The 14,035-nt window shown below is 67.7% G+C and carries 11 protein-coding genes; 7 read left to right on the forward strand and 4 right to left on the reverse strand.

All coding sequences use genetic code 11. The annotated features are described in order from the left end of the window. Nucleotides 1-52: 52 nt before the first annotated feature. Both trpE and AC07NY_RS20490 read right to left on the reverse strand, forming a co-directional pair. A complete protein-coding gene (gene trpE, locus AC07NY_RS20485) occupies nt 53-1,567 on the reverse strand; it encodes an anthranilate synthase component I (RefSeq protein WP_494585334.1) in 1,515 nt (504 codons plus the stop codon). Between the two features lie 2 nt (nt 1,568-1,569). Further along, nucleotides 1,570-3,483 (reverse strand): SurA N-terminal domain-containing protein, encoded by a 1,914-nt coding sequence (locus AC07NY_RS20490; protein WP_494585335.1) that lies wholly within the window; start codon nt 3,481-3,483, stop codon nt 1,570-1,572. Between the two features lie 188 nt (nt 3,484-3,671). Here AC07NY_RS20490 and tpiA point away from each other — a divergent pair, with 188 nt between their 5' ends. From tpiA to AC07NY_RS20525, 7 genes are all read left to right on the forward strand, one after another. Then, a complete protein-coding gene (tpiA, locus tag AC07NY_RS20495; protein WP_494585336.1) occupies nt 3,672-4,436 on the forward strand; it encodes a triose-phosphate isomerase in 765 nt (254 codons plus the stop codon). 144 nt (nt 4,437-4,580) lie between these two features. Then, nucleotides 4,581-4,994, forward strand: coding sequence for a preprotein translocase subunit SecG (gene secG, locus AC07NY_RS20500; RefSeq protein WP_257733041.1), 414 nt, complete (start codon nt 4,581-4,583; stop codon nt 4,992-4,994). A gap of 152 nt (nt 4,995-5,146) precedes the next feature. After that, nucleotides 5,147-6,775, forward strand: a complete 1,629-nt coding sequence (pyrG, locus tag AC07NY_RS20505) for a CTP synthase (protein ID WP_492286304.1) — start codon at nt 5,147-5,149, stop codon at nt 6,773-6,775. 130 nt (nt 6,776-6,905) lie between these two features. Beyond that, nucleotides 6,906-7,307: a DUF350 domain-containing protein gene (locus AC07NY_RS20510; protein WP_492286303.1), complete on the forward strand. Its 402-nt coding sequence runs from the start codon at nt 6,906-6,908 to the stop codon at nt 7,305-7,307. Between the two features lie 7 nt (nt 7,308-7,314). After that, complete coding sequence (locus AC07NY_RS20515) at nt 7,315-7,938, forward strand: DUF1190 domain-containing protein (protein WP_494585337.1); 624 nt, start codon at nt 7,315-7,317, stop codon at nt 7,936-7,938. A gap of 1 nt (nt 7,939) precedes the next feature. After that, nucleotides 7,940-9,109, forward strand: a complete 1,170-nt coding sequence (locus tag AC07NY_RS20520) for a glutathionylspermidine synthase family protein (RefSeq protein ID WP_494585338.1) — start codon at nt 7,940-7,942, stop codon at nt 9,107-9,109. Between the two features lie 73 nt (nt 9,110-9,182). After that, a complete protein-coding gene (locus AC07NY_RS20525) occupies nt 9,183-10,064 on the forward strand; it encodes a VOC family protein (RefSeq protein WP_492286300.1) in 882 nt (293 codons plus the stop codon). 190 nt (nt 10,065-10,254) lie between these two features. Here the strand turns inward: AC07NY_RS20525 and mdoH are convergent, their stop codons facing one another. Together mdoH and AC07NY_RS20535 are read right to left on the reverse strand one after the other, a co-directional pair. Beyond that, on the reverse strand, nt 10,255-12,438 hold the full coding sequence (mdoH, locus tag AC07NY_RS20530) for a glucans biosynthesis glucosyltransferase MdoH (RefSeq protein WP_492286299.1): 2,184 nt from the start codon (nt 12,436-12,438) through the stop codon (nt 10,255-10,257). After that, entirely contained in the window at nt 12,426-13,985 is a 1,560-nt protein-coding gene (locus tag AC07NY_RS20535; protein ID WP_494585339.1) for an OpgD/OpgG family glucan biosynthesis protein, read from the reverse strand. Before AC07NY_RS20535 ends, mdoH begins: the two co-directional genes overlap by 13 nt. Nucleotides 13,986-14,035 lie beyond the last annotated feature (50 nt).

Genomic DNA, 14,035 nt, shown 5'->3' on the forward strand with positions numbered 1-14,035 from the left:
TGACGTCTGGTTTCCGAGGAAACCTAGCCGCGTTCCGGGGCAGCCGTATGCCTTACTGTCCGCGCCCGCTGCGGGCGGCGAAGCGGATCGCCTCCTCGGCGGCGCGGAACAGGGCCTTGGCCTTATTGATGCACTCCTCCTGCTCGGAGGCCGGGTTCGAATCGTAGACGATGCCGGCGCCGGCCTGGACATGCATGCGCCCATCCTTGACCACGGCCGTGCGCAGCACGATGCAGGTATCCATCTCGCCATTGGCGCCGAAATAGCCGATGCAGCCGGCATAGGCGCCGCGCGCATCGCGCTCCAGCTCGTCGATGATCTCCATCGCCCGGACCTTTGGCGCACCCGACACAGTCCCGGCGGGGAAGCCGGCGATCAGGGCACCGAGCGAATCGTGCTTCGGGTCGATCTTGCCCTCGACGTTCGAGACGATGTGCATGACCTGGCTGTAGCGCTCGATGAAGAACGAATCGGTGACCTTGACCGTACCGATCTCAGCGACGCGACCGACATCGTTGCGGCCGAGATCGAGCAGCATCAGGTGCTCGGCGCGCTCCTTCGGATCGGCCAGAAGCTCCTCGGCGAGGGCATTGTCCTCGGCCTCGGTCGCGCCGCGGCGTCGCGTGCCGGCGATCGGCCGGATCGTGACCGTGTCGTCACGCAGGCGGACGAGGATCTCGGGACTCGAGCAGACGATCTGGAAGTCGCCGAAATCGAGATAGCACAGGAAGGGCGCCGGATTGACCCGCCGCAGCGCCCGGTAGAGCGCGAAGGGCGGCAGGGCGAAAGGCGCCTCGAAGCGCTGCGACAGCACGACCTGGAAGATGTCGCCGGCGCGGATGTATTCCTTCGCCTTGCCGACCATCTCCAGATAATCGGCCTCGCTCGTGTTCGAGGTGGTTGCCGGGACCGGCAGGTTGGCGATGTCGATCTCAGCCTCGGCGGGGAGGGCGCCTTCCAGCGCCCGCACCACCGCTTCCAGCCGCTCCTGCGCCCGCTCATAGGCATGGCGCGCGCCGACGCCCGGCATGTGCCGGACCGGCGTCACGACATGGATCTCGTCGCGCACGGCGTCGAACACCACCATCAGCGTCGGCCGTGTCAGGATGGCGTCGGGCACGCCCGTACCGGTTTCCTTCGGTTCGGGCAGGCGCTCCATCAGGCGCACCATGTCGTAGCCGAGATAGCCGAAGACGCCGGAGGCCATCGGCGGCAGCCCTTCCGCCTCCGGAATGGCGCTCTCTTCCAGAAGTGCGCGCAGGCTTTCGAAGGCCGGGCGCGGATCGTCGAGGAAGCTCTCGCCCAGAGCCGTGCGGCAGAGCGAAGCCTGCCCGTGATGGCAGCGCCAGATCAGGTCGGGCTCAAGCCCGATCATCGAGTAACGGCCGCGCACGGCGCCGCCCTCGACAGATTCGAGCAGGAAGGCCGGGCCGGTCGTGGCGTGGCGCAGCTTCAGGAAGGCGGCGACCGGCGTCTCGCAATCGCCGACCAGCACCTGGCGCAGCAATTGCGGGGCGCCGGTCTCGTAGGTCTGCGCGAAGTGCTCGAACTCCTGGAGCGGCTGCATCGTCAGTTCTGTGCCCCGCCGGTCGCGTTGCGGAAGGCGGCCTCGTTGATGCTGACGCCGAGCTCGGCCTGCCGCTTGGCGACATACTGCAACATGATGTCCTCGCTGACGCTGGACGAGAGCAGCCGCTCGAAATTGCCGGCCTCCTGCGTCGTGCGGACATAAGGAGCTACCGTCGCCGAATCGACCTTGAACAGGATGCGTCCGCCATCCGGCGTGGCGGCGGAGCCGCTCTTGCCCACGGTGGTGCCGAAGACCTGGGCGATAACCGTGCCCGGCAATTCCGGACGCTGCTCCTGGCGGCCGAGATCGGCAGCCGTCTCGATCGTGAGGTTGGCCGAGGCCGCGACCGCGTCGAAATTCTCGCCCTTGTCGAGGCGCTCGATGAGCTCGCGCGCCTTGGCCGAGAGCCGCGTGGCCGATTCGTCGGCGCGCCACTGCTTCTCGACCTCGGCCTTGACCTCGTCGAAGGCGCGCTCGCGCGCCGGGTCGATCTTGGTGACGTCGAACCAGACATAGCCGGCGTTGCGGGGGAGGCGGATCGCTTCGTTGTCGATGCCGATATCGGAGCGGAAGATCGCCTGCAGCGTCGGGTCGCCGCCGGGCAGAGCCTCTTCGCGCGAGCCGTCCGGCCTGCCGAGACCGGCATTCATCGGGCCGGCCGTGCGCAGGGTGAGGTTGAGTTCCTTGGCGATCTCGGCGAGCGGCCGGGCCGAGGCGCGCTGGTCCTCGATCTTGTCATGCAGCTCGGTGATCTGGGTGGCGGCGCGGCTTGTGGCCAGCTCCTGCTTCACCTCGATGATGACCTCCTCGAGCGGGCGCACATGCGCGCCCTCGACCTTGGTCACGCGCAGCAGCACCGTGCCGAAGGCGCCCTTGACCGGCGCGCTGACGCCGGCCTCCTCAAGGGCGAAGACCGCATCGCGCACGGCGGGATCGATCATCTGATCGCGGGTGAAGGTGCCGAGCGTCAGGTCGTTGAAGGCGACGTTCCGCTCGGTCGCGATCTCGTCGAAGGTCTCGCCGCCATCGATCTTCGCCTTGGCGGCCTGCGCTTCCTCTTCGCTGGGGAAGGGGATCTGCTGGACGGTGCGGGTCTCGACGGCGGTGAAGCGCTGGGCCTTCGTCGCGTCGTAGCGCGCCTTGGCCTCGTCGTCGGTGACCTTGGCGGGGTCGGCCAGCGTCTCGGCCGTGATCGCGAGAATGTTGGCCGTGCGGAATTCCGGCGCGCGGAAGGCGGCCTTGCGGTCGTTGAAGAAGCTCTTGAGCTGGTCCTCGGTCGGGGCCGCGATCTCGCCGGCGGCGCTCGCCGGCATCCGGGCGAAGGTGATCGTGCGCTTCTCGTTGCGCAGCCGGTTGCCGACTTCCTGCAGGGCGAGCGGGGCGGAGAGGCCGCCGACGACCATCTCCGAGAGCTGTTGGCGCAGGATGGTCGAGCGCTGGAGGGCGACATAGCTCTGCTCGGTGTAGCCGTTCGTGCGCAGCAATTCGTTGAACCGGGCCGAGGAGAACTGGCCGGAGGCGTCGCGGAAGACCTGGTCGTCGAAGATCAGGTTGCGGATGGTCTCGTCGGAGACCGCGAGGCGCATGCCTTGCGCCGTCTGGTCCAGCGTCGCCTCGGTGAGCAGGCGCGAGAGCACCTGCCGGTCGAGGCCGAGCGCGCGCGCCATCTCCGGCGAGATCTGCCGGCGCTGCTGGCGGATCAGGTTCTGGATCTCGTTCTGATAGGCGGTGCGCATCTGCTCGAGGCCGATCTCGGTCGTGCCGACCTTGGCCACCTCGTTGCGGCCATAGCCGCGGAAGATGTCGCCCACGCCCCAGATCGCAAAGGACATGATGAGGAAGCTGAACATGATCGCGATGACGAGCTTCCCGAAGAAACCCTGACCCGCCTTGCGGATGCCCTGCATCATCATGGAAGCTGTCTTTCCCTGAACCTGTTCGTGGCGCGGAAACGGGCCCGCGCGCGTATTTGCCGGCGCTGCTTATAGGAACCGACGGCGAAAGCCGCAATCGCCGTCACAGTCGCCATGCGGCCTCGCATGCGATTGCGGCGCCGGCCGGGCATTGCTAGAGCCGGGAGAACGAATTTCGGAGGATCGACGTGACGCGCAGCATCAAGCCGCTGGTGGCGGGCAACTGGAAGATGAACGGCCTGAAGGCCGACCTCGGGATCGCGGCCGAGGTCGCGAAGGGCTACGACGGCGCACTGAAGCCGGCCGTCGACCTCGCGATCTGCCCGCCCGCCAGCCTGCTCTTCGCAGCGACCGCCGCGCTGATCGGCTCACGCATCGCGACCGGCGGGCAGGATTGCAGCACGCAAGGCTCCGGCGCCTTCACCGGCGAGGTTTCCGCCGCGATGCTCACCGACGCGGGCGCGAGCTTCTGCATCGTCGGCCATTCCGAGCGCCGCACGCTCCACGGCGAGACCAACGCCACGGTGAAGGCCAAGGCCGAGGCTGCGCAGAAGGCGCTGCTGGTGCCGATCGTCTGCGTCGGCGAGACCAAGGACGAGCGCGAGGCCGGCAAGGCGCTCGCCGTCGTCAAGAAGCAGTTGCGCGGTTCCGTGCCGGATGGCGCGACGGCCGCGACGCTCGTCGTCGCCTATGAACCGGTCTGGGCGATCGGCACCGGGCTGACGCCGACGGCGGCCGATGTCGCCGAGATGCATGAGGCGATCCGCGCCGAGCTCGGGCGCCTGCTCGGCAAGCAGGAAGCGGCCGGCGTGCGCCTGCTCTATGGCGGCTCGGTGAAGCCCTCGAACGCTGCCGAACTGATGAATGTCGCCCATGTCGACGGCGCTCTCGTCGGCGGCGCCAGCCTCAAGGCGGAGGAATTCCTGGCGATCGCCCGGGCCTGCGCCGTCTGAGCACTCCCACGTGAATAGGCCGGCACGCAGGGGTGGCGCTGCCGGTCCACGCATGTTATGTGCCGCGCCGAATTCGCCTCGATCTTCGAGGAGGAGCGGGTGGCCCTTGGCGGCGGCCCGCGCCATGCCCATTTTCGTGAGACCATGCAGAACGTTCTCATCGTCATCCACCTGATCATCGTCGTCGCGCTCGTCGGCGTCGTGCTGTTGCAGCGCTCCGAAGGCGGCGGCCTCGGCATGGGCTCCGGCGGCGGGGGCGGCGTCGGCGGCTTCATGACCGGCCGCGGCCAGGCCAATGCCCTGACCCGCGCCACGGCGATCCTCGCCGGCCTGTTCTTCCTGACCTCGATCGTGCTCGCGGTGATGGCCAATACCGGCCGCACGCAGCGCTCGATCATCGATGGCGCGCCTGCGACCTCGGCCCCGGCGACGCCCGGCGCGCCGGCCGGCCCGAGCGCTCCGAATGCCGGTGGCGTGCTCGACCAGCTGCGCCAGATGCAGAACCAGAATCAAGGCGGCGCACAGCCGCCGACGCCGCCAGCGGCGCCGCAGCAGTAACCAGGGCAGGGCCGGGAAACCGGCCCTTCTCTTTTGATATGGGAGAGGCCGGGCGACCGGCCTTCTCTTTTGTGGACAAGCGCGCAGGGCAAGGCGGGACTGCTCAGAACGCGCTTAGCGAATCGAACCCGTGGCGATAGAGGTGACCTCCCATGACGCGGTATGTTTTCATCACCGGCGGCGTGGTGTCCTCGCTTGGCAAAGGCCTGGCGGCGGCGGCTCTCGCGGCCCTTCTCCAGGCGCGCGGCCATACGGTCCGCCTGCGCAAGCTCGACCCCTACCTGAACGTCGATCCGGGCACGATGAGCCCGTATCAGCACGGTGAGGTCTTCGTCACCGACGACGGCGCCGAGACCGATCTCGATCTCGGCCATTACGAGCGCTTCACCGGCCGGCCCTGCAACAAGGGCGACAACATCACCACCGGCCGCATCTACATGGACATCCTGACCAAGGAGCGCCGGGGCGACTATCTCGGCGCGACGATCCAGGTCGTTCCCCATGTCACCAATGCCATCAAGGACTTCATCCTCACCGGCAACGAAGGCTACGACTTCACGCTGGTCGAGATCGGCGGCACGGTCGGCGACATCGAGAGCCTGCCCTTCCTCGAAGCCATCCGCCAGACCAACCAGCAACTGCCACGCGGCCAGTGCATCTTCGTGCACCTGACGCTGCTGCCCTATATCCCGACCGCTGGCGAGCTGAAGACCAAGCCGACCCAGCACTCGGTCGCCGAATTGCGCTCGATCGGCATCCAGCCCGACATCCTGCTCTGCCGCACCGACCGCGAGATCCCGCGCGAGGAGCGCCGCAAGCTCGCGCTGTTCTGCAATGTCCGCGAGACCGCCGTGATCGAGGCCCGCGACGTCGCCTCGATCTACGACGTGCCGCTCTCCTACCATGCCGAGGGTCTCGATACCGAAGTGCTTGCCGCCTTCGGGATGGATGCCAAGCCGGAGCCGGACGTCACCGGCTGGAAGCGCATCTCCGAGCGCGTGAAGAACCCCGAGGGCGAGGTCACCATCGCCGTCGTCGGCAAGTACACGGGCATGAAGGACGCCTATAAGTCCCTCATCGAGGCGCTGACCCATGGCGGCATCGCCAACAATGTGAAGGTCAATCTCGACTGGATCGAGTCGGAGGTCTTCGAAAAGGAGGACCCGGCGCCCTTCCTGGAGCATGTCCATGGCATCCTCGTGCCCGGCGGCTTCGGCCATCGCGGCGCCGAGGGCAAGATCAAGGCGGCGACCTTCGCCCGCAACCGCAAGGTGCCTTATTTCGGCATCTGCTTCGGCATGCAGATGGCGGTGATCGAGGCGGCGCGCTCTCTCGCCGGCATCGAGGACGCCAACTCGACCGAGTTCGGCCCGACGCAGGAGCCGGTCGTCGGCCTGATGACCGAGTGGATGCGCGGCAACGAGCTGGAAGAGCGCGCGGCCGGCGGCAATCTCGGCGGCACGATGCGGCTCGGCGCCTATGCCTCGACGCTGGCGGCAGGTTCGAAGATCGCCGAGATCTACGGCTCGACCGAGATCTCCGAGCGCCATCGCCACCGCTACGAGGTGAACATGGGCTATCGCGAGCAGCTGGAGGCCAAGGGCCTGCGCTTCGCCGGCCTGTCGCCCGACGGCCTGTTGCCCGAGACGGTCGAATATCCCGACCATCCCTGGTTCATCGGCGTGCAGTACCATCCCGAGCTGAAGTCGCGCCCCTTCGAGCCGCACCCGCTCTTCGCCAGCTTCATCGAGGCGGCGAAGGCCCAGAGCCGCTTGGTCTGATTTCGTCAGGGGCTCTGAGGGCGCATCCTCTCTTTGAATGACGGCTTGTGCCGTTCTCCTGTTACCCTGAGAATAGGCTGCCTCGTCGACCTGTGGTCGGCGCGGCGGGACAGGGCAGGGGGCAGGGCGCATGACGATCTCGATGGCGGGCCTGCCCGCGTTCCTTCTCTATTTCGTCGTCGGCGCGGCCCTCATCGCCGCTTTCGTCGCGGTCTACCTGCGCATGACCGCCCATGACGAGATCGCCCTGATCCGCGGCGGCAATCTCTCGGCGGCGGTCGCGCTTGGCGGCAACACGGTCGGCTTCTCCCTGCCGCTGGAACAGGCGATCTCGCAGGCCAGCAGCATTCCCGACTGCGTGCTCTGGGCTCTCGCGGCGATGATCATCCAGTTCGCGGCCTATGGCCTGGCGCGGCTATTGATCCCCGAGTTGTCACGGAAGATCGAGGAGGATCGCTTGCCCTCCGCGGTCATGCTTGCCGTGATCGCGGTGGTATCCGGGACGCTGGCCGCGGCCAGCATGACGGAGTGAGGCGGCCATGAAGCGCTCCTCGCAGATCGGGCTCGCAGCCGCAGGCGTCCTCCTCGTCGCCACCGTCTGGTCGATGACGGGCGAGGACCCGCAGGAGAACCTCGTCTATAACAGCCTGAGTGATTGCCGGGCGGCCGGGCAGGTCTCGGCCTCGCAATGCGAGACGGCCTTCTCGGAAGCGAGCGCCGCGCGGCTCAAGGATGCGCCGAAATTCCAGAGCCAGTCCGCCTGCGAGGCACAATACGGCGCCAATGGCTGCGGCTCTGCCAGCATCGGCGGCGCGCAATACTTCATCCCGGCTCTGGCCGGCTTCATGCTGGCGCGCGGCCTCTCCGGCGGACAGGCGCAGGCGCAACCCCTGATGCCGCCGACCACCTCGGCCTGCCCTCCGGGCTCGACGCAACCTGAATGCCAGCAGGCGCGCTCGTCCTCGTCAGGTTCATCGGGCGGCAGCAGCTCCTACGGCGGCAGCAGCAGCCGCTCGCGCGCCTATTCGACGGCGACCGGGAGCAAGGTCACGGCAGCCTTCGCCGGGGGCTCCCGCGGTGGCAGCGTCTCGACGACCAGTACGTCCTCGCGCGGCGGATTCGGCTCGACCGCGCGCTCCTATTCCTCGCATTCCTCGTCCTGAGATGCGCCGCGTCACGCTTCCGCCGCGCCCGGACTGGGTCGAGCAGGTCGAGCGCCTCGGCTTCGCCTTCCACACGATCGACGGCGAGACCTATTGGGACGAGAGCGCGGCTATCGCCTTCACGCTGCAGGAGATCGAGCGCGATATCGAGGGGCCGACCGAGGCGATCGAGCAGCTCTGCTTCGCCTTCATCGAGAGGGCGCTCGACCACGAGGAGACCCTGACCAAGCTCGCGATTCCCGCCGAGCATTGGGATTACATCCGGCAGAGCTGGCAGCGCGGCGAGCGCAACCTCTATGGCCGGCTCGACCTTGCCTATGACGGACGCGGGCCGGCCAAGCTGCTCGAATACAATGCCGACACGCCGACCGCCCTGTTCGAATCGAGCGTGGTGCAGTGGGACTGGCTGGAGCAGGCGATGGCGCGCGGCGCGATCCCGCGCGGCAGCGACCAGTTCAACTCGCTGCACGAGCGCCTGATCGCGGCCTTCAAGGGCCTGCGCGAGCCCTCGCCCTACCGCCTGCACCTGACCTGCGTGCAAGGCAGTCCCGAGGACAAGGGCACGGTCGATTACCTCACCGATTGCGCGGTGCAGGCCGGGCTCGACGCGCGCTTCACCTATATCGAGGAGCTAGGCCTCCTCACCGATGGGCGCTTCTGCGACGGCGCCAACCAGCCGATCGAGACGCTGTTCAAGCTCTACCCCTGGGAATGGATGTTCCGGGAGAGTTACAGCAAGGCGCTCGCCGGCTCGGGCTGCCAGTTCATCGAGCCGCCCTGGAAGGCGATCCTGTCCAACAAGGGGCTGCTTGCCTGTCTCTGGGAAATGGAGCCCGGCCATCCCAACCTGCTGCCGGCCTTCTTCGAGGGCGATCCGCGCTGCGCGACGCTCTCGGCCCGGCATGTGCGCAAGCCGCTCTATTCGCGCGAGGGCGCCAATGTCACGCTGATGGAGCGCGGCCGCGTGCTCGACAGCGACGACGGCCCCTATGGCGCCGAGGGCCATGTCCTGCAGGATGCCGCGACCAACCTGTTCTCGGCGGACGGGAAATACGCGGTGCTCGGCTCCTGGCTCGTCGCCTCGCAGGCCTGCGGGCTTTGCGTCCGCGAGGACGCCTCGCCGATCACCAAGAACACCTCGCGCTTCCTGCCTCACTATATCGAGCCCTGATCGCGGCACGACATGACCGCGCCCTGATCTGTGCTAGCCTTGGGCTCCGATACGCCTGTCGACGGAGCCTGCCATGCCTGCAAACGCCTCAACGCCCCGCGGTCTCGACCATCTCGTCATCGGCGTCCGCGATCTCGATGCCGCCTGGCATTTCTACGAGAAGCTCGGCTTCCGCGTCGGCGCCCGCAATCGCCATCCCTGGGGCACCGAGAACCGGATCGTGCAGTTTCCCGGCTCCTTCCTGGAGCTGGTGACGATCGCCGATGATGCAGCGATCCCGCCGCATGGCGAGCGACGCTTCTCCTTCGGCGCCTTCGTGCGCGAGGCGCTGGCCGGTCAGGGCGAGGGGCTCTCGATGCTGGTGCTGGAGAGCACCGACGCCAAGGCCGATGCCGCCGCCTTCAAGGCACAGGGAATCGGCGATTTCGAGCCGTTCTTCTTCGAGCGCCGGGCGCGGCGCCCTGATGGCAGCGACGTTCGCGTCGCCTTCGAGCTGGCCTTCGCCGCCGATTCGCGCGCGCCGGAATGCGGCTTCTTCGTCTGCCAGCAATTCGAGCCGCAGAATTTCTGGAATCCCGAATTCCAGCATCATCCGAACGGCGCTACCGCGCTCTCGGCCGTCGTGATGCTGGCGGAGGAGCCGGCCTTCCACCGTGCCTTCCTTTCGGCTTTCAGCGGCGCCGCCGAGGTGCTGGAGGGCAATGAGGACTATGTGCTCGCCCTGCCGCGCGGGCGCATCGACGTGCTCGATCCCGAGGCCGCGCAGGGCGCCTATCATGTCGAGCCGGACACGACGCCCGCCCGTTTTCTCGGCTTCTGCGTCTCGGTGCCCGATCTCGAAGCGGTGGCGGAACGCCTGACCGAGAATGAAGTGTCGTTCCAGCGCGGCGAGGAGCGGCTGTTCGTGCCGGCCGAGCACGCCTTCGGCTGCATGGTGGCGTTCGAGCAGGGGTGAGGGCGGCGGCAGTTTGCCCGGCACCACCTCTGTCATTCCGGGGCGCGCCGTAGGCGCGAACCCGGAACCCACGACTGGGCAGGACATCCAAGACCCGATTGCAGCCGGCTCACCCGGTCGTGGGTTCCGGGTTCTTCGCTGCGCGAAGCCCCGGAATGACAGAGGTGGCTCCTGGCCTGAATGACCGACCTCAGCCCTTTGCCTCGACGGGCGGCAACGAGGCGAGCAGCCCGATCAGCGCCCGGTCGTGCAGCACGACCATGCGCTCCTTCGGCTTCAGCCAGATCGCGGCATCGTCGACCGTCTCGGCATCGACGAGCTTGGCCTGCGCCACGGCGCGGTCGGGCTCGATCTCGCCGCGCCGCCGCGACTGGCCATAGGGCAGCATCAGCTCGTGAGCGTGGCGCAATTCAGCGTCGCCATGGAGCGCCTTGATGCCGTCGGCATCGTCGTAGCCGGCCTTCTCGAACTCGGCCTGCAACTCGTTGGCGCGGGTCGCGATCGCGGGCGGGGCGCCTTCCTCTGGCGTCATCAGGAGCTTGTGGCGCTTGAGCCAGAGGCCGATGGCGAGCTGTCCCGAGGCCCATGACAGCGGAATCGCCAGCACGAGGCCGACGATCGTCGGCGACATCCAGGCGAAAAGCGAGGTCGCGATCATGAAGGCCGAGAGGCCGGTGACCACGCCGAGCACGGTATGGGTGCGGTGCCGGCGCACGATGTCCTTGAACGGGATCGAGCCGTCGTCGCGCCGCTGCGGGTTCCAGCCGGTGTCGCGGCCGAGCAGTATCTGGAAGACCGAGCCGGACTGGATCAGCATCATGATCGGCGCGAAGAAGGCCGAGAACAGCACCTCGATCAGGGCCGAGACGATCAGGCGGATCGAGCCGCCGCCGGCCTGCCGGAGCTTGGTGTTGAACAGGGTCAGCAGCAGGCCGAACAGCTTCGGCGCCAGCAGGATCCCCATGGTGATCGCGAACAGGCGCAAGGCACGCTCGGGGTCGAAGCGCGGCCAGACCGGGAAGAGCGTGAATTCCTGCGTGAAGTACTCCGGCCGCGCGTAATTGACCTGCAGCACGATCAGGATGCCGACCACGAGCTGCATCAGCCAGAGCGGCGAGGCGAGATAGCCCATGATGCCGGTGGCGAAATGCTGGCGCGTCGGCATGACGAAGCCCTTGCCGCCCATGATCCGCGAGTGCTGGAGATTGCCCTGGCACCAGCGCCGGTCGCGCACCGAGATGTCGATCAGCGAGGGCGGGCTTTCCTCGTAGGAGCCCGTCAGGTCCGGCAGCATGTAAACCGACCAGCCGGCGCGGCGGATCAGCGCCGCCTCGACGAAATCGTGGCTGAGCACGTGGCCGCCGAAGGGCGGCTTGCCCTTCAGGTCTGGCAGGCCGCAATGATCGGCGAAGGCCTTGGTGCGGATGATCGCGTTATGGCCCCAGTAATTGCCGTCGCGGCCAGACCACATGGCGAGGCCGGTCGCGATGACCGGGCCATAGACCCGCGCCGCGAATTGCTGGAGCCGGGCGAAGAAGGTGTTGCGGTTGATGATCAGCGGCAGCGACTGGATGATGCCGGCATCGGGATCGTTCTCCATCGCGGCGGCGAGGCGCACGATGCAGGTGCCGGTCATCAGGCTGTCGGCGTCGAGCACGACCATGTGCTCGTAGAGCCCGCCCCAGCGCGTGACGAAATCGGCGATGTTGCCGGCCTTGCGGTGATGATTCTTGGGTCGATGGCGATAGTAGACGCGCGAATTGGGGCCGAGCCGCTCGCGCAGCGCCAGGAAGGCGCGCTCCTCCGCCACCCAGACATCCGGGTTGGTGGTGTCGGAGACGATGAAATAGTCGAAATGGTCGCCGAGCCCCGTCGCCTCGACCGATTCACGGATCGCCGCCACCGCCGCGAAGATGCGGGCCGAGGATTCGTTGTAGATCGGCATCACCACGACGGTGCGGTGCTTGAGGCTCTCGGCGCGATCCGCCTTGCCGGCGCCGAAGAGCACGCCGAAGAAGCCGAGCAGCGCGCTGGTGAAGGCGAGCGCGATCCAGGAGAAGTTGATCGTGAACAGTACGAGCAAGGCGTACTGCAGCGAGGTCGTGCGGCTGACCGACACGACATTGTACATTTCCCAGGCGCCGAAGGCGGTAAGCGCGAGCCCGCCGCCGAAGACGAAGAGGCGCTTCAGCCAGGGCGTCTTCCAGTTGCGCGGATCGGCCGGGGCGCGGCGATCCGAAGCCTTCCAGCTCCGGAACGACTGCACCGGCATGACCAGCGGCTCTTCGGGCGGCGTCGCCGGCTCGCGGGCCGCGCTGTAGCCGCGCTGTTCCGTTTCCATGGCGTCGCGGCGGGCTGCCGTTACCAGGTCCATCGATTCAACCAGGTCTCAGAGACGGGCTGACCGCCCGATTGCAGGACGAGCCGGAGCTCGGAGAGATTGTCGTTGCCGGGATCGACCTCGAAGCCGACGCGCATCAGCTTGCGCTCCGGATAAGGCCAGAGGCGGACATTATGCACGGCGCCGGGCTGGGCCGTGATCGTCGCCCGCGTCGAGGCGACGAGGGCGGCATCCGCAAGCCTGTCACCGGTGAAGTCGATGACGAAGCGCCGGCGGCGCCCCTGCGAACCCTTGCCCTGCCGCGTGCGGGTGGCGAGCGCCAATGGCGGGCGCTCCGGCGGCTGCCAGCACCAGGCCTGGCGATAGCTCAGCGAGGTCTCGCTGCCGGCAGCCAGCGGCTGCTTCGGCCGCCAATACATGATGATGTTCTTGTTCGGCTCGGAATCGCTGGGGATCTCGATGAGCTGCACCGAACCCGCGCCCCAGTCACCCAACGGCTCCATCCAGACGCTCGGCCGAAGTTCGAAGCGCTGGTCGTCGTCCTGGAAGGCAGCGGGGTCGCGCTCGCGCTGGACGAGGCCGAAGCCCTTGGGATTCTCGTCGACGAAGGACGAGACCTGCAGGGTGGCGGGGTTGTTGACCGGCCGGTAGATCCATTCGCCGGCGCCCGACTGCATCTGCACGCCTGAGACCTCGCCGATCGAGGGGCGGATATCGTCGAAGACGCGCCGGCTCTGCGGGCCGGATAGGAAGGTCGCGCTCGTGCAACCGAAGCCGACATGGTCCAGCGCCTGACGCGCGAACAGCGTCATCTCGACATCGATGAAGGTGACGTCGCCCGGGCGCAGCGTCATCCGCACCGCACCGGCGACGCTCTCCGAATCGAGCAGGCCGTGGATGACCAGCGAGCCGACGGCTGGGCTCGGCCGCTCGATCCAGAACGCTCGGAAGAAGGGCAGTTCCTCGCCACGCGTCTCGCCTGGGCGCAGGATCAGCGCGCGCGCCATCGCGCCGAAATTCTGGCCGCGCGCCAGGGCGCGGAAGAAGGTGCCGCCCTGGAAGACCGCGACCTCGAAGGGGCGCTCCAGCCCGGCCGCGATCCGCATGCCGGAGAATTGAAGGTCGGCATTGCCCTGCGGCGGCGTGACACGCCCGTAGTCGAACTTGCTGCGATCGAAACCGATGCGGCGCACCGTGCCGTCCTCGATCGTGAACAGGCTCACCGGATTCGAGAAGACATAGCCCCGATGCAGCGGCTCGACCGTGAAGCCGCGATTCTCGCCGGCCCAGACCGTGCCGCCCGGCTGCATCCGAATGCCCGCATACTGGTCGGCGGGGAGGGTGGTGTAGCCCTCCGGCAGGTCATTCGTGGCCATCGGAATCAGCGGGCGCTGGGCCAGAGCCCTGGCGGCGTCGACGACCAGAGCCGGGTCGAACCGCTGTCCGTCCACGAGGGTGGGGATGTTGAAGGACGCCGCGCCGGTCGGGGCCTGCGCCGCGGCCGGGCCGGCCAACGAGAGCAGAGCCGCGCCACCTGCGGCGCCTTCCAGAAACTGCCTACGATTCAAGGGTTTCGACATGGGATCCAAACTACGCGGGCGACGCCCTCGCCCCTCGCGCTTCTAGAGCA

This window comes from Allobosea sp. GW821-FHT09G06 (assembly GCF_059416005.1).

Excerpts from the sequence above, each read along its gene's own strand:
- AC07NY_RS20520 (WP_494585338.1), top strand. The coding sequence starts at position 7,940 with ATGCGCCGCGTCACGCTTCCGCCGCGCCCGGACTGGGTCGAGCAGGTC.
- mdoH (WP_492286299.1), bottom strand. The coding sequence starts at position 12,438 with ATGGACCTGGTAACGGCAGCCCGCCGCGACGCCATGGAAACGGAACAG.
- AC07NY_RS20515 (WP_494585337.1), top strand. The coding sequence starts at position 7,315 with ATGAAGCGCTCCTCGCAGATCGGGCTCGCAGCCGCAGGCGTCCTCCTC.
- AC07NY_RS20490 (WP_494585335.1), bottom strand. The coding sequence starts at position 3,483 with ATGATGATGCAGGGCATCCGCAAGGCGGGTCAGGGTTTCTTCGGGAAG.
- AC07NY_RS20535 (WP_494585339.1), bottom strand. The coding sequence starts at position 13,985 with ATGTCGAAACCCTTGAATCGTAGGCAGTTTCTGGAAGGCGCCGCAGGT.
- AC07NY_RS20525 (WP_492286300.1), top strand. The coding sequence starts at position 9,183 with ATGCCTGCAAACGCCTCAACGCCCCGCGGTCTCGACCATCTCGTCATC.
- pyrG (WP_492286304.1), top strand. The coding sequence starts at position 5,147 with ATGACGCGGTATGTTTTCATCACCGGCGGCGTGGTGTCCTCGCTTGGC.
- trpE (WP_494585334.1), bottom strand. The coding sequence starts at position 1,567 with ATGCAGCCGCTCCAGGAGTTCGAGCACTTCGCGCAGACCTACGAGACC.
- secG (WP_257733041.1), top strand. The coding sequence starts at position 4,581 with ATGCAGAACGTTCTCATCGTCATCCACCTGATCATCGTCGTCGCGCTC.
- AC07NY_RS20510 (WP_492286303.1), top strand. The coding sequence starts at position 6,906 with ATGACGATCTCGATGGCGGGCCTGCCCGCGTTCCTTCTCTATTTCGTC.